The organism is Microbulbifer agarilyticus S89 (genome assembly GCF_000220505.1).
In the GTDB taxonomy this organism is placed as follows: Bacteria; Pseudomonadota; Gammaproteobacteria; order Pseudomonadales; family Cellvibrionaceae; genus Microbulbifer; species Microbulbifer agarilyticus_B.
Window position 1 is genome coordinate 155,609 of sequence record NZ_AFPJ01000043.1, and the last position, 19,206, is coordinate 174,814.

The window sequence follows — 19,206 nt, forward strand, 5'->3', positions numbered from 1 at the left end:
CAGCGCTTGCCGGTCAGTCCTGACCGGGGGCTCCGTAGGTGTTTTTTAATTGGGTCAGGGCTTGCACGCGCGCTTGGTCCAGCGCCTTGCCGAGTTCCGCGCCCGCGAAGCCCTGCGCAATCAGTGTCTGCGGGTCCACCTGTGCGGCAGCAGCGCGCGCCGCGCGCAGGTAATCGACCTGCGGATACTCGCGGTCCTCAAGTCCCAGGCGCCCGCGGGCGTCCGCTTCACAGCTCTCCAGAAACTGTTCGAAGCGTTCCGGTTTGCGCAGCGCATCCAGCGCGCGCAGTAGTTTCAGCAGTGTCTGCGGGCGCAGTTCGAAGGCCTTGTGGCAGTGTAAGTGGTATTCGCATACGCCGAGTGATAGCGCCGTAATGGGGTTGGGCACGCGCAAGCGTTTACACACTGCCCGTACCAGTGGCAGGCCGGCCGCTTCGTGGCCGCGATGGCTCGGCAGAACCTCCTGCGGAGTAACGCCCTTGCCGAGGTCGTGTACCAGTACCGCAAAGCGCACCGGAAGCTCCGGCGGTGCCTGGCGCAGGGCCCGCAGCACGTGGTCGCCAGTGTCGATCTCAGGGTGGTGCAGTGGTGGCTGAGGGATACCAAACAGGCAATCCACCTCCGGCAGTAGCACCTTGAGGGCACCACAATCCCGCAACGTACGGATAAAAATATCGGGCCGTGGCTCGGTAAGTGCGCGACTCACTTCTTTCCAGACCCGTTCTGCAACCAGGTGCTCTACCTCTCCTGCCTCCACCATGGTGCGCATTAACGCCATAGTCTCATCGGCGATGGTAAAGCCCAGCGGTGCGTAGCGCGCGGCAAAGCGGGCTACGCGCAGTATACGCAAGGGGTCTTCGCTAAAGGCGGGTGATACATGGCGCAGTATGCGTGCATCCAGATCGGCACGCCCACCGTAAGGGTCAATGATGGCGCCATTTTCCGTTTCTGCCATGGCGTTGACGGTAAGGTCTCGCCGTTGCAGGTCCTGCTCCAAGGTGACGTCAGGGCTGGCAAACACGGTAAAACCGCCGTAGCCATGACCGCTTTTGCGCTCGGTACGGGCCAGAGCGTATTCCTCACCGGTATCCGGGTGCAGGAAAACCGGGAAGTCCTTGCCCACCGGGCGGAAGCCACGATCGCGCATGGCCTGCTCGGTGGCACCGACTACTACCCAGTCGCGCTCGTGCACGGGGCGATGTAACAGTTTGTCACGGACAGCACCGCCAACCAGAAAGACATTCATCGCGCGGCCCCCAGTATCAATGGCTGCGCCGCACCAGCGGGGCGGGCGGTCAGGTGAGGAACGAGAGACGAGGCGAAGACTGCCATAAATACCGCTGAACCTGAGATAAACCACGCCAAAAAGCGCTTGCACTCAGGTAGATATTAGAAAAATGGAGGATCGGGAAGATAAAAAAAAGGCCCCGAAAAAACAAGGGGGCCCAGGGTCTTAGGGTATTCGTGAAGAGAGAATCCCAACAAGCTCGTGTGCGCTGAAAAGGCCCGTAAAACACCAGTTGAACGCCACTTAGTGACAGTTTGATACAAAAGGCTGCATGTTCAGGCTAGTTAACGCGTGTTTTGCCGACATAATTGGTCGACGTCAACATGGCGTTCATTTTATTTAACCTGTCATAACTGTCAACCATGGCTTTCAAACTTTAATTGAGGGAAATGTCGGTTGGTTCGTTAAACATATATAGGCATAGAATTAACGCCTGTTTTTTTGGTTTAATTCAGCACAATTGATAACAAGATGCGCGATTCGTGGGGGAAAGTAATAAGATGAGCGATGTGCATGTACTTACGACCGGGGAAGCCGCCCGGTATTGCGGAGTTAATTTCCGTACCGTAATCCGCTGGATTGAGCGTGGGCAGCTGAAAGCGTACAAGCTCCCGGGCCGTGGTGATCACCGCATCTGTGTGGAAGACTTCGTGGGCTTCCTGCGCGATAACGCCATGCCGGTACCAGCAGAGCTGGGCGCCGCCACGCGTAAAATACTGTTGGTGTCCGACGCGCCCGAGATGATTGCGGGGCGTCAGTTACTGCAACAGGCGGGTTGTGAAGTCGATCTGGCGAGCGATTCTTTTGGTGCTGGTGCGATGCTGGCCAGCGGCAAACCGGCGATGCTGGTGCTGGATAGTAATCTGGAAGGGGTAAACGGCTTTCAGGTACTGGATATGCTGCGTTCACGCAGTGAATTTTCGTCCCTGAGCGTGGTGCTGGTTGCGCCACAAGACGAAGATAACCAGCAGCGTTGGTTGGATGCCGGTGCCGATGCGGTGGTTGCTGCCGGTTGCGACCGCAATGAGCTGGTTGGGCGTATTAACCTACTGTTGGACGCCTGATTTACCTGCACGGTTAATCTGCCCGCGTTGTCTGCGCGATGTACCTGTGCAGGTGCCGCGCCGATATTAGATCGGCTTTGGCACCAGCATGGACTCTTCTAGCTCCGAGCGATCTCTTCCCTGTTCCGGGCAATGGTAACTCGCGGTAATTTCATCGCCGTTGAGGCTATGCAGATGCACGTCGAACCCCCACAGACGGTGCAAATGCTTGAGTACCTCGAGGGTATCTTTCCCTAAAGGCCGGCGCTGATGCTGCGTGTGGTGCAGGGTGATTGAGCGGTCGCCACGGGTATCCACGGAATACACCTGGATATTCGGCTCGCGATTGCCCAGGTTGTATTGCCCGGCGAGTTTCGCTCGCAATTCCCGATAGCCGTCTTCATTGTGGATGGCCCCCACCTCAATTTCTTTCTCGCGATCGTCATCGGAAATACAGAATAGCTTCATGTCCCGCATCACCTTGGGTGACAGGAACTGCAGGATAAAGCTTTCGTCCTTGAAGTCGCGCATGGCAAACTGCAGGGTTTCTTTCCAGTTACTACCGGCGATGTCCGGGAACCAGGCGCGATCTTCATCGGTGGGGTTTTCACAGATACGCCGCAGGTCGGTAAAAATACTGAAGCCCAGTGCGTAAGGGTTGATACCGTTGTAGTAGGGGCTGTCGTAAGGTGGCTGGTAGATCACACTGGTGTGGCTGCTCAGAAACTCCATCATGAAGCCATCGGTAACTTTACCTTGGGCATGGAGTTCGTTCAGTAGCGTGTAGTGCCAGAAGGTTGCCCAGCCCTCGTTCATTACCTGGGTTTGACGCTGTGGATAAAAATACTGTGCCATTTTGCGTACAATACGTATCAGTTCACGCTGCCAGTTCTCCAGTAGTGGCGCATTCTTCTCGATAAAGTAGAGCAGGTTTTCCTGAGGCTCATTGGGGAAACGATGCACCGCGGCCTCTTCCTCACCGCTGCCCAGTTTCGGGATGGTTCGCCACAGATCATTCAGTTGCCGCTGTCGATACTCCTCTCGCTCTTTCTGGCGACGCTCTTCTTCATGGGCGGAAATGGGATAGGGACGCTTGTAGCGATCGACGCCGTAATTCATCAATGCGTGGCAGCTATCCAGTAGCGCCTCGACCTCATCGACACCATAGCGTTCTTCGCAGCGGGCAATGTAGTTTTTTGCAAACAGCAGGTAATCAATGATGCTGCTGGCATCGGTCCAGGTGCGGAACAGGTAATTACCCTTGAAGAACGAGTTATGTCCGTAGCAAGCATGCGCGATCACCAGCGCCTGCATGGTCATTGTGTTTTCTTCCATCAGGTAGGCAATACAGGGATTGGAGTTAATCACAATTTCATACGCCAGACCCATGCGCCCGCGCTGGTAGTTGTTCTCCACGCTGATGAACTGCTTGCCGAAGGACCAGTGGTTGTAACCCACCGGCATGCCCACGGATGAATACGCATCCATCATCTGCTCGGAACTGATCACCTCAATCTGGTTGGGGTACGTGTCCAGGCCAAACTCTTTGGCCAGCAGCGCGATTTCCCGGTCGTACTCCTGAATGAGTTCGAACGTCCACTCGGAGGTGGTGGAGATGGGCTGCTTATTGGTGAGTGCTGTATCAAGCATCAGGCGGCAACCTTCTGGGTAAATAGCTGGCGGAATACCGGGTAGATATCGCCGATATCGATGATTTGCTCCATGGCAAAGTGCTCTGGGAACACTGCCGCCACGCTCTGGTACTCATCCCACAGGGCCTGGTGATCCCGCGGAGTAATTTCCACATAGGAGTAGTACTGCACGTGGGGCATGATGTCGTCGATGAGGATTTTGTGGCAGGTACTGGAATCATCGTTCCAGTTGTCGCCATCGGAGGCCTGGGCACCGTAAATATTCCACTCGCTGGCCGGGTAGCGCTCTCGCATGATGTTGCGCATCATCTTCAGTGCACTGGATACGATGGTGCCGCCGGTTTCGCGGGAGTAGAAAAATTCCTGTTCGTCCACCTCTTTGGCACTGGTGTGATGGCGGATAAATACGATCTCGGTGTATTCATAACTGCGCTGCAGGAACAGGTAGAGCAGCAGGAAAAACCGCTTGGCCATATCCTTGGTGGCCTGGTTCATGGAGCCGGACACATCCATCAGGCAGAACATCACCGCCTTGGAGCTGGGGCGAGGCTGTTTCACGAGCAGGTTGTACTTGAGGTCAAAGTCGTCCAGAAAGGGGATGCGACCCACGCGAGCACGCAGATCTTCAATTTTTGCGCGCAGCTCCTCCAGCCTGCGCTGGTCACGCAGCGCGGGATCTTTTTCTTCCTCGGCCAGTAGTTCCTGCTCCAGCAGCTTCAGGTTGCGACGCTTGCCACCGCTCAACGCAATGCGGCGCGCGTTTGCCGCACGCATGGAACGCACCACATTCAGCCGTCCGGGCGTTCCCTCGTTGCAAATACCTGCACGCACCACATGAAAGGCATCGTTACCGGCGAGCTTGCGCTTGACCATATTTGGCAGCTCGAGACCTTCGAACATGAACTCAAGGAATTCATCTTGCGAAATTTGGAAGGCGAACTCATCCATCCCCTCGCCACTGTCGCTGGCGCCACTGCCACCACTGCCTTGGCCCTGCCCCTGTCCGGGGCGCGGAATGCGGTCACCGGTGACAAATTCTTTATTGCCCGGTAACACCTGCTCCATGTGCCCACCGCGGCCATTGGAGAAAATCGGTTCATTGAGATCACGGGTGGGGATGCTGATCTTTTCACCTTTACCCAAGTCGGTGATGGATCGGCTATTCATGGCCTCGCCAACGGCTTTTTTGATGTGTGCTTTGTAACGCCGTAAAAAACGCTGGCGATTCACGGTGCTTTTCTTTTTGCCATTCAGGCGACGGTCGATGATGTAGCTCATAGTACTGCCTTATGTTGCTGACCTAAGCCGCTGCAAACTCGGCGATGTGGCAAGCAATCAATACCAGCTCTGCTGATCACGGAGCTGGATGGGTTGTCTGAAGGCCCTGGCACCGGTGGAGCTCTTCGAGACTGTCCGTCGGAGGGACCCGACGGACAAGCCCCCAGGGATGGGTTCACGGCGTGTCTCGGAGAGCTCCACCGGTGGCAGGGCCGCCACCGTCGGACTTCGAGACACCAACCCCGATCAATTACTGAGACTTACGCACCCGCAGATACCACTCGGAAAGCAGTCGTACCTGCTTCTCGGTGTAACCTCGCTCCACCATCCGGGCAACAAAGTCCGCATGCTTTTTCTGGTCGTCTGCAGACGCTTTGGTGTTAAACGAAATAACCGGCAGCAGATCCTCGGTGTTCGAGAACATCTTCTTCTCGATGACCGCTTTCAGCTTCTCGTAAGACCTCCAGTCCGGATTTTTGCCTTGGTTGCCGGCGCGGGCGCGCAGGACAAAGTTGACGATTTCGTTGCGGAAGTCTTTCGGATTGGAAATGCCTGCGGGCTTCTCGGTTTTTTCCAGCTCCTCGTTCAAAGCTGCACGATCGAGAATTTCACCGGTCTCCGGATCGCGATATTCCTGATCCTGAATCCAGAAGTCCGCATAGGTTACATAGCGGTCGAACAGGTTCTGGCCGTATTCCGCATAAGACTCGAGATATGCGGTCTGGATCTCCTTGCCGATAAAGTCCACATAACGCGGTGCCAGGTATTCCTTGATAAAGCCCAGGTAATTTTCCTGAATCTCTGGCGGGAATTGCTCCTGTTCAATCTGCTGCTCCAGCACATACAGTAGGTGCACCGGGTTGGCGGCCACTTCGGTCGCGTCGAAGTTGAATACCTTGGACAGGATCTTGAACGCGAAGCGGGTAGAGAGGCCGTTCATGCCCTCGTCGACCCCGGAATTGTCGCGATATTCCTGAATGGTCTTCGCCTTGGGGTCTGTGTCTTTCAGGTTCTCGCCGTCATAAACCCGCATCTTGGAAAATACACTGGAATTTTCCGGATTCTTCACCCGTGACAGTACTGAGAACTGTGCCAGCATGCGCAGGGTGTCCGGTGCGCAGGGGGCTTTCGACAGCGAGCTGTTTTCCAGCAGCTTGTCGTAGATACGGATCTCTTCCTGTACCCGCAGGCAATAGGGCACCTTGACGATGTAGATGCGGTCGAGGAAGGCCTCGTTATTGCGGTTGTTGCGGAACGACTGCCACTCCGACTCGTTGGAGTGCGCCAGGATCACGCCGTTAAACGGGATGGCACCCAGCCCTTCGGTACTGTTGTAGTTGCCTTCCTGGGTTGCGGTCAGCAGTGGGTGCAGCACCTTGATCGGCGCCTTGAACATTTCCACAAATTCCATCAGGCCCTGGTTCGAGCGGCACAGGCTGCCGGAGAAACTGTAGGCATCAGGGTCATTTTGCGGAAAATCTTCCAGCTTGCGGATATCGACCTTGCCCACCAGTGCAGAGATATCCTGGTTGTTCTCGTCCCCCGGCTCTGTTTTGGCAATTGCCTGCTGATCCAGAATCGATGGGCGGATTTTGACCACCTTGAATTTGGTGATGTCGCCGTTGTATTCGTGCAGGCGCTTCACCGCCCAGGGTGACATGATGGTGTTTACATAGCGGCGCGGGATGCCGTAATCCTCTTCCAGGATCTGGCCGTCCTCGGTGGGCGAGAAAAGCGCCAGCGGCGACTCAAACACCGGCGACCCCTTGATGGCATAAATGGGGATCTGCTCCATCAGCGCCTTGAGCCGTTCCGCCAGGGATGACTTGCCGCCACCCACCGGGCCCAGCAGGTACAAAATCTGCTTCTTCTCTTCCAGCCCCTGGGCGGCATGGCGGAAGAAGGACACGATCTGCTCAATCGCTTCTTCCATGCCATAGAATTCGCTGAACGCCTTGTAGCGCTTGATGACCTTGTTGGAGAAGATACGCGAGAGTCGTGGGTCGCGAGAGGTATCTACCAGCTCCGCCTCGCCGATGGCCATCAGCATGCGCTCCGCCGGCGAAGCGTAGGCGCTGCGGTCATTTTTACACAGCTCCAGGTACTCCTGGATAGTGAGCTCTTCCTCCTGAATCGACTCATAGCGTTCCAGGTAGTGATTGAATATCGACATGGTTTACGACTCCCTGTAGCGTACCGCGTCAGTAACCGGCCTCCTGCCGTGGAGTACCTACTGCGCTGCAGCGTGTGATGACCGCGAATACATCCCGTAAAATCATTCCGGTAAGGCTGGAAGAGCGGGAACGCTATCGTTATTACCTATTGATTGCGCGACGATGCTGCTGTCGCAACAGGGGGCCTGCTAACAGGTCCCGCACTTTCAGGATAGTCAGCGCTGTGGCCTTGAAAGGCGGATAGTGACAAGATACGTCGATTGGCGCGTCAGTTTTGCGAAGCGCATTGACGAGCTAAAACCAGTCACAAGCGGCAGGTAAAATGCGACAAGGATTGATCCTGATCCGAAATAGTTAATAGGACAGGTTTGCTGTGATTAACGTTTACGAAGAAGTAGGGCATAGATGAAGATTTTGGTAACTGGGGGCGCGGGGTATATCGGCAGCCACACCTGCGTGGAGTTGATTGAGGCCGGTTTTGAGCCCGTAGTGGTGGATAACCTGTATAACAGCAGTGAGGAGGCCCTGCGGCGCGTCGAGGCGATTACCGGCCGCTCGGTGCCGCTTCATCAGGTGGATATCACCGACGCCGAAGCGCTGCGTGGTGTATTCGCACAATACCCGATACAGGCGGTGATTCACTTTGCCGGGCTCAAGGCGGTTGGGGAATCGGTTGCTCAACCACTGCGTTATTACCAGAACAATGTTGCCGGTACCCTGACCCTGTGCGAGGTGATGGAAGAGGCGGGCGTCCGCCAGTTAATCTTCAGTTCCTCTGCGACTGTTTACGGCGACCCGGAGACCGTGCCGGTGCGTGAAGACTTTCCCACCGGTGCGGCCAGTCCTTACGGCACCAGCAAGCTGATGGTGGAGGACATGTTGCGCGACCTGTGCAAGGCGCCGGACAACCAGTGGAAGGTCAGCGTGCTGCGCTACTTCAATCCGATTGGTGCCCATGCAAGTGGCACCATTGGCGAAGATCCGGAGGGGATCCCCAACAACCTATTGCCCTATGTGGCTCAGGTCGCGATTGGCCGCCTGCCGCAGTTACAGGTATTTGGTGATGATTACGACACGCCAGACGGTACCGGTGTACGCGATTACATCCACGTCGTGGATCTGGCTCGCGGACATCTGGCGGCATTGAACAAGCTCAACAGCGATGACACAGGGGCAGGTTGCTATACCTACAACCTCGGTACGGGGCGTGGCAGCTCAGTACTGGAAATTGTCCAGGCATTCGCCGAAGCGGCGGGCAAGGAGATTCCCTATAAGGTCGTTCCCCGCCGGTCGGGTGATGTTGCCGAGTACTATGCAGATCCAGCCCTGGCCGAGCGCGAGCTGAAGTGGAAAGCAGAATTTGATCTGAAACGCATGGTGGAGGATACCTGGCGCTGGCAATCGCAAAATCCTCAGGGGTATGCCGAGTAGCTCTTGGTAACGAAACGTCTAAAAGACAGCAATAAAAAACCCGGCCTATAGCCGGGTTTTTTATTTGCCTGATAGCGGGTCGCTAATTAGAAGAAGCGGCGACGCAGCAGGGCAGCGGCGAGTAGCGCGAGGAAGGCGAAACCGGTGGCGCCGCCACTGGAGTCGTTGTCCTCATCCTCACCCTGGTCGTCTTCCAGCTCTTCCTCGTCTACGGGGATGGAGCTGTCGTCTTCACGGGCCAGCGTGAACACCGCCGTGGTGCGTGCCGGAACTGAGAATACGCCGGCTTCTACGGTTGCATCAGCGAGAGCTTCATCTGCAGATGCCTGCTGCACTTCGTGCAGGGCAAACGGCAGTGCTGTCGCAGACCCCAGCGTAAACTCCTGCGCTTCCGCGCCACCATTAAACAGCACCAGGATCTGCGACGTTTCCTCATCGAACTCGCCTGCCGGATCGTTCAAATGCATGGCGATCAGCCCGGGGATCTGCTCAGGGCCGGTGTTGGCAAAGGACACCACTGAGTCGATTGCTTCCTTGGTGGGAAGGCGGAACAGCTTGCTGCTGCCACGGATCTGTAGCTGCTCTTTAAATACCGCCAGGGCAAATTCGCGATCGGACTGTTGCGGGGCAATATCCGGATTCGCCAGCAGCGGTGCCATCAGGTTCCACTTGTCGTCGTTCTTGTCAGCGATCGGCAGGCCGGCGGCCCAGTTGTCGGTGGCAAGGGAGTAGTCGATGGCGTTGAACCAGTCACCAGAGTTGTAGCTGTCGCGATCCATGGATTTGGAACGCAAGATTTCCTGGCCGGCATGGATAAACGGAACACCCTGGGCGAACATCACCAGCGAAGTGCTGAAGTTCTGCAGGCGCACACGGTCCGCCAGGCTGGTGGTCTCGTTCGCCTTAATCTGAATGCCATCAAATAGCGTCTCGTTATCGTGTGCGGCGACGTAGTTGATCGATTCCTGTGGGTCCGCGGTGTAGCCAGTCGCCTGGCCGTTATATTCCAGTTCGGCGCCCGTCATGACGGTACCGTCTGAGGTTTCCAGCTCATATCCTGCCAGGTTACCGGCAAGGGTGATACGCACCTTATCTGCCAGGGTCAGCAGCGTCGCGCGCTCGTCACCATTGAACTTGCCGTTGCTGTCGGTGAACAGGCCGGTACTGAAGCCCTGTTCCTCAAAACCACCAAACGGGTTGCCACCGCGCGCGGAATCGCGAATACGGTCATTAAAGGTACCAACACCGGTGCCTGCCATATTGCTCTGGCGTGCCTGTACGAAGCGTGCATCATCAACCACCTCACCGAAGTTCCAGCCTTCGCCGTACAGGTAAATGGATGAGCCATCGACACCGTCTGTTTCGGTGGTGAGTGCTTCCATATCCGCGGCGACATTGAGGATGTTTTGCTTGGTGTGGTGTCCCATCAGGTCAAAGCGGAATCCATCCACCTTATAGGCGGTGGCCCAGACCTTCATGGAGTCGCGCATCAGCTTCTCCATCATGGTGTGCTCACTGGCGGTATTCGCGCAGCAGCTGCTCATTTCCACAAAGCCTTCACCGTTGCGGCGGTGGTAATAGCCCGGCACGATCTTGTCGAGAATGGACTTGTCGTTCTGGGCAAAAGAGCTGGTGTGGTTGTACACCACATCCATTACCACGCGCAGGCCAACATCGCCCAGGGACTGCACCATCTCGCGGAATTCAATAATGCGCTGTACGCCGTTGGGGTCGGTGGAGTAGCTGCCTTCGGGTACGGTGAAGTGCAGTGGGTCGTAACCCCAGTTGAAGCCGTCGTCATCGCGGATTGCATTGACCGCTGCCTGCTGCTCACTGCTGTCAGGCGCATAGATGCTGAGGTCTTCGGTAGTTTTCTGTGCGGAGCGGTCTTCATTCACCGTAGCGAAATCGAACGCGGGCAACAGGTGTACATGGGTCAGGCCCGCTGACGCCAGCTCTGCCAAGTGCAGGCTACCGCGACCGTCCTCGGCAAACGCTGCGAAGGTGCCGCGAGCGGCTTCACTTACCATGTCGTCGGCAATGCTGAAATCGCGCACGTGCAGTTCGTAAATGGAGATGTCTTCGGCCGTATCAAGAGACGGTTTCATCACCGAGTCCCAACCTGCCGGCTTCAGGTCATCATCATTCAGGTTGACGATCTGGGTCTTGTACGAGTTGGTGGACAGGCTGAGGGAATAGGGGTCGGAAACCCAGTTGTTTTCGATCTTCCGGGTCGCGTAGGAATAGACTTCCACTTCGTACATGTAGAACTTGCGGTCCCAGTCGATGCTGGTGGATGCGGTCCAAACGCCATTGTTTTCTACCATTTCCACATTGGTGCTGGGCTCAAACTGATCGCCGCTGTCAAACAGGTGCACCTTCACCGATTTTGCGGTTGGTGCCCACAGCGCGAACTCGATGGCATTCTCACCAACGGTAGCACCGAGCGTGCCTGCATAGGCAAACGCATCATCGAGTAGACCCGGCATTTGAATGCCGGTGGCATCCACAACTGCACCTTCCGCATCAAAAATGGCGACCGCTAGCTGGCCTTTTACCAGTGCGGACAGATCCGCAGTTTCGGGTACCGTAAGCGCAGTGGAATTGGCCAGGTGTGGGAATTTGGCGATTGCTTCTTCGGGCGCGCCATTTGCACTTACTGTCAGTGCAATTTCACTATCACCGGAAACGCCATCTGGGCCCAGGGTGAGTGCGGCACTGTCGCTTGCCACCAGTTTGGCGCTACCGCCTTCTGGCATGGTAACCGGCCACAGGATGGTGCTGGTATCGACCCAGTGTGCTTTATCGGTGGTCAGGTCGCCGCGGGGAACGCCGTCGGTACTGACGACGACTTTGTTGGTGTTGCTGTCGAACGCAAAGTAGATTTCTTTGCCTGCTTCTGCAGTGAACGCAATATTGTTGCCGCTGCTATCGCCATAGCTTTCGTCCCAGCCCTCATTGAGTGCGGCTTTCATCTGGTAATCGCCGGCTGGGATCGCGTCGGTAATGAAGGTGTAAATACCGTCGCCGTCTACGTCCTGCAGTAATGTTTGCAGGCACTGGGGTTGCCAGTTATCCGGGCAGCCCAGTGCGCTTTGGAAATCACCAGCGGCGGTAACGATGGTGTGCCGTACGTTGTCGGCAATCCAGTTGGTCTCGTGGTCGTAGATAAACTTTACGGACTGTTCGGCGGCGATGCTCAGTGGGATATTGCCGCCGCCCGCGTCGGCATTGCCACCGTAGTTTTCGTCCCAGCTACCATTGATCGCGACTTTGTATTCGTAGTCACCGGCGGGAAGGGTGAAAGAGCCCTGCCACAGGTCGTCATCCGCGTCATAGGTCAGCTGTGATTCAGGGCAGGCTTCCTGCCACACATCGCTACAACCGATAGCGGTCTGGATGGTGCCAGGAATATTGACCATGGAAAGTTCAGAGTTTGTACTCGCCTGAGCGGCACTATGGGTGACGGCGGCAACCGCCATGGCCAGCAGCGAACTTAATTGTACGCGGCGGGCACTCCCCCGGGAATGTGAGGATGCTTGCATGCTCTTTGACCTTATTTTTCTATTATCGATTCTCTGTCAGCCGCGGCATTTATGCGTTACCACTGGCTGCTTCACCATCGTTACACGAGCCCCCTCAAACCGACGGGCGCTTAACATCATGTACAAAAACGGAAGATCGATTAGAGGGCAGGTACCTGAGAACGGCATCCCACCCGAGGGGGGTGGAGAAAAAAGTGGTTGGGGGTGATTTAGGTAAAAGTGGGGGGGAGGGTAGCAAATGTAAGTTACATTTGGGTGAAATTCATTCAGTGGGTGGGGTTTTGCTGGTCGTTGTTTCCGCTCATAGTGCGCAATCAGCACAATAAAACGATTCGTCTTCCATTTTCATGGCGGTTAGGTAGCCGCCCCAGACACAGCCGGTATCGAGTGCGTAGACATTTTTGGTATTGGCCTCACCCTCCAGTGCTGCCCAGTGGCCAAAAATAATCCGATCGTTTTTCGTCTTGCGGTCTTTAAAGCTGAACCATGGATGGTAATCGTGATGAGCGGCCAGCGGTCCCTGCTTTGTGACCAGGTCCAAGGTGCCGTCCTCTTTGCAGAAGCGCATGCGCGTAAAATAATTGGTAATCGAACGCAGGCGCTCGACGCCGATCAAGTGATCACTCCACTTGTGCGGCTCATTACCATACATGCCAAAGAAAAAGGCTTCAGCCATCGCCGGATCCTGCAGCGCTTTATGCACTTCACCTGCGAGTTCCAGCGCTTTGCTCATGCTCCAGATAGGCGGGATACCTGCATGCACCATCGAAAAATATTTTCCGTCGACCTTTTTGTGCACCATCAGCGGTTGTTTTTGCAGCCAGCCGAGTAAGGTGTCTGCATCCTTGGCGCGCAGAATTTTTGCGAGGTCGTGCTCCTTATCGGTAAGACGTTTCGCCCCGTGAGCGATGGCCAGCAGGTGCAGGTCGTGATTGCCGAGCACCGCGGTCACCTGACTGCGGTGCTCGTAAAGAAAACGCAGGGTTCCAAGGCTGTCGTGGCCTCGGTGCACCATGTCACCAGCCAGCCACAACTTATCCTTGTGCGGGTTGAAATCGACTTTCTTGAGCAGTCGCTGCAAGGGTTCGAAGCAGCCCTGGATGTCGCCAATTGCGTAAGTGGCCAAGGTATTCCCCGTTTACTGCGCTTGGGCTTGCGGAGGTGTCAGGTTACTGCAGAAATTTGCCAGCTCCACATACTCCTTTACGCTCAGGGTTTCTGGGCGGCGACTGGTATCCACTGGCAGTTGTTCTGGGTCTAAGTCAGGAAACAGCGGCTTCAGCGCATTGCGCAGGGTTTTGCGACGCTGCTGGAAGGCAACGCTGACGATGCGCTCCAGCAGGGCTTCGTTCTCTGCCGGGTGCGGTAGTGATTTGTGCGGAACCAGGCGCACAATCGCGGAATCGACTTTGGGGGCCGGGCGGAAAGACTGCGGTGGCACAGGAAACAGTCCCTGCACACGACAGTAGTACTGTGTCATGACACTGAGGCGACCGTAGGCTTTCACTCCAGGTACTGCGCTGAGGCGATCCACCACTTCTTTCTGCAGCATAAAGTGCATGTCTTTCACCTTGCCGCGAAAGCTCAGCAGGTGGAACAGCAGCGGGGTAGAGATGTTGTAGGGCAGGTTGCCGACGATGCGCAACTGTTCGCCTTCCTCCACCATGCTGCCAAAATCAAATTTCAGTGCATCTTTCTCGATGATGGTGAAATCCGGGTAGTCGCGGAATTTAAACTCCAGCATCGGTATCAGGTCGCGGTCCAGTTCCACCGCGGTCAGTGACGGGCACTTGTCGATCAGCAGGGAGGTAATGGCACCCTGGCCCGGGCCGATTTCCACCAGCTTGTCGGTATCTTTGGGGCCGATGGCGCGCACGATGCGCTCGATAATATTTTCGTCGACCAGAAAGTTCTGGCCGAAGCGCTTGCGCGCCTTGTGTTGGAAAAAGTTGTCCATGAAATCGTTCGTGTGGATAAGAGTTTGCGCGCCAAACAAATAGCACGCTTAAACAACCGCTTTAAAAAGTCTGGCGCAGTTGGGCCAGTTCGATCGCCTGATCGAGTGCCGCAATCAGGCTGCCGGTGTCAGCGATGCCCTGGCCGGCAATGTTGAGGGCGGTACCGTGATCCACCGAGGTGCGGATAAACGGAAGCCCGAGGGTGATATTGATTGCGCGCCCGAATCCCTTGAATTTTAACACCGGCAGGCCCTGGTCGTGGTACATGGCGAGTACGGCGTCACAGTGCGCCAGTTGCGGCGGCGTAAACAGGGTGTCGGCGGGCAGTGGGCCGATCAGGTTTATACCGAGGGCTCGAAGGGTATTCAGGGCGGGCTCGATCACGTCAATTTCTTCCCGCCCCAAATGGCCACCTTCACCGGCATGGGGGTTGAGGCCACACACGCCAATGCGCGGCTGCTCGATGCGGAACTGGTCACGCAGGCTGCGGTGCAGGATCGTAATCACCTGCTGTAGGGATTGGCCGGTAACCGCGGTGCTGACATCTTTCAGCGGCAGGTGCGTGGTTGCCAACGCTACGCGCAGATCGTCGGCAGCGAGCATCATCACGACCTTTTCCACGCCAGCTTTTTCAGCAAAGTATTCCGTGTGCCCGCTAAAGGAAACGCCGCCCTCGTTGATCACGCCTTTGTGCACCGGTCCGGTTACCACCGCATCGAAACTGCGCTGCAGGCATCCCTCGGCGGCAACGCGCAGGGTTTCCAGTACATAGCAACCGTTGGCGGGATTTAGTTGTCCTGGACGTGCTGGCTCCGCCAGTGCTACCGGGGCTATGTGCAGGCTGCCTGTGGGGGTTGGCTCCGCAGCGCGTGCATGGTCGAAGGGTATCAGTTGCAAAGATCTCCCCTGGCGGGAAGCCTCCTGCTGGAGCAGGTCTGGATCGGCAATGGCGATGATTTGTGCGCGGACCGCAGATGTAGAGCGCTCGGAGCAGGCAATTTTGACTGCCAGCTCCGGGCCTATCCCGGCGGGCTCGCCGGGGGTGAAGGCAATGCGAGGGACCATAAAGCGTTACTGGGAATCGTTGGCGCTCTCGGCGCTTTGCTCGGTATCGCTGGATTCGGCATCTGGCAATTTGATTTCCACATACGCCTGGTCGCGAATTTCCTGACGCCAGTTTTGCAGTTCTTCCTCGTAGCGGCGGTTGCGCAGCAGGTTGGCGGCCTGGTTGCGGATGTACTGGTCCGTCATATCCTGCTGGCGGCGCTCATCCACGCGCAGGATGTGCCAGCCGAACTGACTGCGGAACGGCATGCTGATTTCACCCACCGGGGTGTTGTTCATGGCCTGGGTGAATTCGGGTACAAACTGGCCAGGCGTGGACCAGCCCAGGTCACCACCCTGCAGCATGGTGCCGATGTCTTCGGAATTGTCTTTGGCGGCATCTTCGAACTTCAGCTCACCGGCTTCAATTTTGCTGCGCAGGTCGGTAAGCAGGTTGTAGGCCGCATCGTCATCGCGGATGGCAGAGGTTTTAACCAGGATGTGACGCACCTTGGTCTGCTCGACCACCTGCTCGGTGGCGCCGCGCTGCTGATGGATCTTCAGCATGTGAAAACCGGCATCGCTGCGGAATGGCTTGGTGGTTTCACCCACCTTCACGCCGTCGAGCGCGTCGGCAAACAGGGTCGGCAGCTCAACGGGTTTACGCCAACCGAGATCGCCGCCTTGCAGCGCATTCTGGCCGGAGGAGTTGGAAATGGCGAGGGCACGGAAATCTTCTCCACCCTTGGCTTTCTCATAGATAGCATCGGCCTTTTCACGCGCCGCAGTGACTTCTTCGGCGGGGGCACTGGAGCTTACCGCGATCAGGATGTGCCCCAGCTCATATTGCGGGGACTTCCAGAATTCTCCCTCTTTGGAGCGCAGGAAGTTGTTGATGTCCTGGTCGGTAATCTGGATGCGGCGGCTGACGCTGCCCTGCTCCACCCGGCGGATGATCAGTTCTTGGCGAATCTGCTGACGGAAGGCATTGTTGGAGATGCCGTCTACCTCAAGCTTTTGCTGGAACTGGGCCGGGGACAGGTTCATGTTCTGCTGTACCCGTGCGATGGCCTGATCGAGCTCCTCTTCGGAAATGGTAACGCCGGCGCGAGAACCCATCTGCAGCTGCAGTCGCTCGACGATCAGCTGCTCCAGCACCTGGCGGCGCAGCACATCGATTGGTGGCGCCTGCACATTCTGTGCGGCAATTTGCTGGGTGATGGTATTGATGCGTTGCTGCAGTTCACTGGCCATGACCACATCATCGTCCACTACCGCTACCACGCGATCCAGTTGCTGTACCTGGGCCCAGGCGGGGAGCGCGATGGCGCTGGCGGCGGCTACGGCGAGCAGGCCGCGGCGAAGAGAGGTGAACATCTGCATTATTGTCATCACTGTTTCAGTACTTCTCGTTGTTCAAAGTTGGCAATGCCCTGGGACAGAATACGGGTGACGGAACCGCCCAGGCCGGCTAGGCCCTTCAGCTGCAGTTCAATATAGACACCCTCGTCGAATTCCAGCTCTTCCGGTGGTACGACGTCGGCCAGGTCATTGTCCAGTTCACGGCGCCACAGCACCCGGGTGCGGTAGCAGCATGTGTCATATTCGAGTCCCGCCAGGTACTCCAGTTCCCTGTCGAAGGTGAAATCGTAGTTGGCGCGGGCCAGCAACGAAAGGCGATCATTTATTGGCCAGGCCGCAGAGATGTCGCCCTGGCGTACCGGTCCCTGTACCAGGAAGGTATCGGTCGAGTCGAAGCGCTCTTCCTTGCGGAGGTAACGGTAGCTTACGTTAAACAGACGAAAATCGTCATCCAGATAACGCAGGCTGACGTTGCCGCGGTTAATGGTGTTGTCGCTGTCGTGGTAGATCACCTCACTGCTGATACGCAGGTCACCCGTGGGGCGGCTTTCCAGGCGTGCGGCAAACTCGGAGCGCGGCACGTCCTCGATAAATGTCGCCAGCTCGATGCGGCTGTCATTGGAGTAGAAAATCTGCCCTACGCTGGCGGCAAACAGGTCGCGGCCACTACGTGGGTCGATAAACCGTGTGGTCAGGCCCAGCGCGGCGCGATCGGCGTCGTCGATACGGTCGTTGCCGTTGAAGCGGCTGTCACGGAACAGCTGGTCGTAGCTGAAAGTGAATAGCGAGGTGTCGTACAGCAGGTCGTTGCCGCCGTCGCGACTACTAGTGCTTACATTGAGGAAGTCCGACTGATCCGCATTCGAGCTTGCCAGCAGGAACAGGCGCGGTTCCAGGGTTTGCACATATTCCCGCGAGAACAGGTTGCCATCGCGCTCGAAGAACAGGCCGCTATCAATGGCCAGTTGCGCGGCCGCGGCCTCGGGTGTGTCCATGTCAGGGTTTTCGAGGAAGGTATCGGACAGCTCGTAGCCGAGATAGATGCCGGTCACCTGCGGGTTAAAGAAGCCCCACAACCACTGCTTGTCCCATCCGTAGCTGTAGTCCACCCGCGAACGGCGCGCATTGACGAAATTGCGGGTGCTGGTGGTCACGCTGTTCGGGTCATTGACGTCAGCGATAAACTGGATGGTCTGGGTATCCTGGTGGTCGAAGCTGGTGATCTCGTGCTGAAGCTTCAAATACCAGTCGTTCCACTTGTAATTGCCATTCACATTGATGCGCGGCAGCTGGCTGTAGGTATCGAAGCGGTCCTTGGACAGCTGCTGATATTCCTGCACACGTAGGCGGGCGTTCCAGTTCTCGGTGCGTAAACTGGCTTCCGCGGTCTGGTTCAGGTTGGTGAGTGCTCGCGAACTTACGTTGGCCGGCGCTTTCAGCTCGGCGGTGTCCAGGTCGCGGAAGTAGTCCGGATCGCTGACCTTGGAAAAGTTGATACGGGTGCGCCACAGGCCCCCGGTGCCGCCGACCTGGTCTAAATTCACATACCAGCGGTCCTCGCCTTTGGCGGGCAGCACCAGGTCTTCCGGGAAGCCCTCATTGATCAGGCGGCGCGCATCTTCGTCGTCGCCGCCCTTGTCATTGGGCAGCCCGGCGAGGCGGGTCTCGGTACTGAACCATTCACTCAGATGGCGCGCTTCCAGTTCCAGGCCAGTGCCGCGGTGCTGGATATAGCGCGGGGCAATGGTCGCATCCAGTTGCGGCGCGATGTTCCAGTAGTAGGGCACCGCGATGTCCCAGCCGTTCTCATCGCTGTTGCTGATGCTGGGAAATAGGAATCCAGACATACGCTCGTCCCCTACCGGGAAGCGCATGTAGGGGAAATAAAATACGGGGATATCGGCGATTTCCAGGCGCACGTTGCGCGCGGTGCCCTGGCGCTCGACACTGTCGATGGTGATCTCGCCACCGGTCATGCGCCAGAAAACGTCGTCCGGTTCACAGCGCGTGTAGTTGCCTTGCGTCAGAATCAGCTCCCCGCTGGCCTCGCGGGAGGCAAAACGCGCCGAACCATGCACGGACTCATCGTGAACCACGTAGGTGGCGTCCTCAATGGACGCCGCTTTGCTGTCCGTCTGTACCTCGGCAGCCTTGCCGCGTACCAGCATTCCGGGCTCGCGCATCTCGATGGCGCCACTCAGGTAAGCGGTGCTCTCTGCGCGGTTGACGTTTACCTGGTCGGCAAACAGCTGGCGGTAGCCCTGGGTGATGTGCACATTGCCGCGCAACTGTGCGGTGCCGTCTTCGAGCCAGTCGGAACTGTCCGCAGTGGCGCGCAGCGGCGCTTCCTCCGGCAGTTCCTCGGCATTGGGATAGTCGCGTGCGGGCTCGATAAACATGCCGCCGCAGATGGGCGAGATCTGGTTGCGCA

12 protein-coding genes are annotated in these 19,206 nt (G+C 57.0%); 2 read left to right on the plus strand and 10 right to left on the minus strand.

The features are described from left to right. Positions 1-13 precede the first annotated feature (13 nt). Positions 14-1,246 (minus strand): multifunctional CCA addition/repair protein, encoded by a 1,233-nt coding sequence (locus AS89_RS0114290; RefSeq protein ID WP_010133389.1) that lies wholly within the window; start codon positions 1,244-1,246, stop codon positions 14-16. Between the two features lie 542 nt (positions 1,247-1,788). On the opposite strand from AS89_RS0114290, the gene AS89_RS0114295 reads away from it, so the two are divergent. Further along, on the plus strand, positions 1,789-2,352 hold the full coding sequence (locus tag AS89_RS0114295) for a response regulator (protein ID WP_010133391.1): 564 nt from the start codon (positions 1,789-1,791) through the stop codon (positions 2,350-2,352). Between the two features lie 66 nt (positions 2,353-2,418). Here AS89_RS0114295 and AS89_RS0114300 read toward each other — a convergent pair whose 3' ends face one another. The 3 genes from AS89_RS0114300 to AS89_RS0114310 form a co-directional block, all read right to left on the minus strand. Next, a complete protein-coding gene (locus AS89_RS0114300) occupies positions 2,419-3,981 on the minus strand; it encodes a SpoVR family protein (protein WP_010133393.1) in 1,563 nt (520 codons plus the stop codon). Next, positions 3,981-5,261, minus strand: a complete 1,281-nt coding sequence (locus AS89_RS0114305; RefSeq protein ID WP_010133395.1) for a YeaH/YhbH family protein — start codon at positions 5,259-5,261, stop codon at positions 3,981-3,983. The genes AS89_RS0114300 and AS89_RS0114305 overlap by 1 nt, the downstream gene beginning before the upstream one ends. Positions 5,262-5,511: 250 nt before the next feature. Then, positions 5,512-7,434, minus strand: a complete 1,923-nt coding sequence (locus tag AS89_RS0114310; protein ID WP_010133397.1) for a PrkA family serine protein kinase — start codon at positions 7,432-7,434, stop codon at positions 5,512-5,514. 406 nt (positions 7,435-7,840) lie between these two features. On the opposite strand from AS89_RS0114310, the gene galE reads away from it, so the two are divergent. Continuing rightward, positions 7,841-8,866: a UDP-glucose 4-epimerase GalE gene (gene galE, locus AS89_RS0114315; protein ID WP_010133398.1), complete on the plus strand. Its 1,026-nt coding sequence runs from the start codon at positions 7,841-7,843 to the stop codon at positions 8,864-8,866. A gap of 86 nt (positions 8,867-8,952) precedes the next feature. On the opposite strand, the gene pulA is transcribed toward galE, so the two are convergent. From pulA to AS89_RS0114345, 6 genes are all read right to left on the minus strand, one after another. Next, entirely contained in the window at positions 8,953-12,411 is a 3,459-nt protein-coding gene (gene pulA / locus AS89_RS0114320; RefSeq protein WP_237709697.1) for a pullulanase-type alpha-1,6-glucosidase, read from the minus strand. Between the two features lie 301 nt (positions 12,412-12,712). Next, the gene (locus AS89_RS0114325; protein WP_010133400.1) at positions 12,713-13,537 is read right to left on the minus strand and encodes a symmetrical bis(5'-nucleosyl)-tetraphosphatase; all 825 of its coding nucleotides are present in this window, start codon (positions 13,535-13,537) and stop codon (positions 12,713-12,715) included. A 12-nt stretch (positions 13,538-13,549) separates the two neighbouring features. Beyond that, on the minus strand, positions 13,550-14,368 hold the full coding sequence (rsmA, locus tag AS89_RS0114330) for a 16S rRNA (adenine(1518)-N(6)/adenine(1519)-N(6))-dimethyltransferase RsmA (RefSeq protein WP_010133401.1): 819 nt from the start codon (positions 14,366-14,368) through the stop codon (positions 13,550-13,552). A gap of 61 nt (positions 14,369-14,429) precedes the next feature. Further along, the gene (gene pdxA / locus AS89_RS0114335) at positions 14,430-15,434 is read right to left on the minus strand and encodes a 4-hydroxythreonine-4-phosphate dehydrogenase PdxA (protein ID WP_010133402.1); all 1,005 of its coding nucleotides are present in this window, start codon (positions 15,432-15,434) and stop codon (positions 14,430-14,432) included. A 6-nt stretch (positions 15,435-15,440) separates the two neighbouring features. After that, on the minus strand, positions 15,441-16,805 hold the full coding sequence (locus AS89_RS0114340) for a peptidylprolyl isomerase (RefSeq protein ID WP_010133404.1): 1,365 nt from the start codon (positions 16,803-16,805) through the stop codon (positions 15,441-15,443). After that, a partial coding sequence (locus AS89_RS0114345; RefSeq protein ID WP_010133405.1) for an LPS-assembly protein LptD occupies positions 16,805-19,206 on the minus strand: 2,402 nt, incomplete at its 5' end. The genes AS89_RS0114340 and AS89_RS0114345, both read right to left, overlap by 1 nt.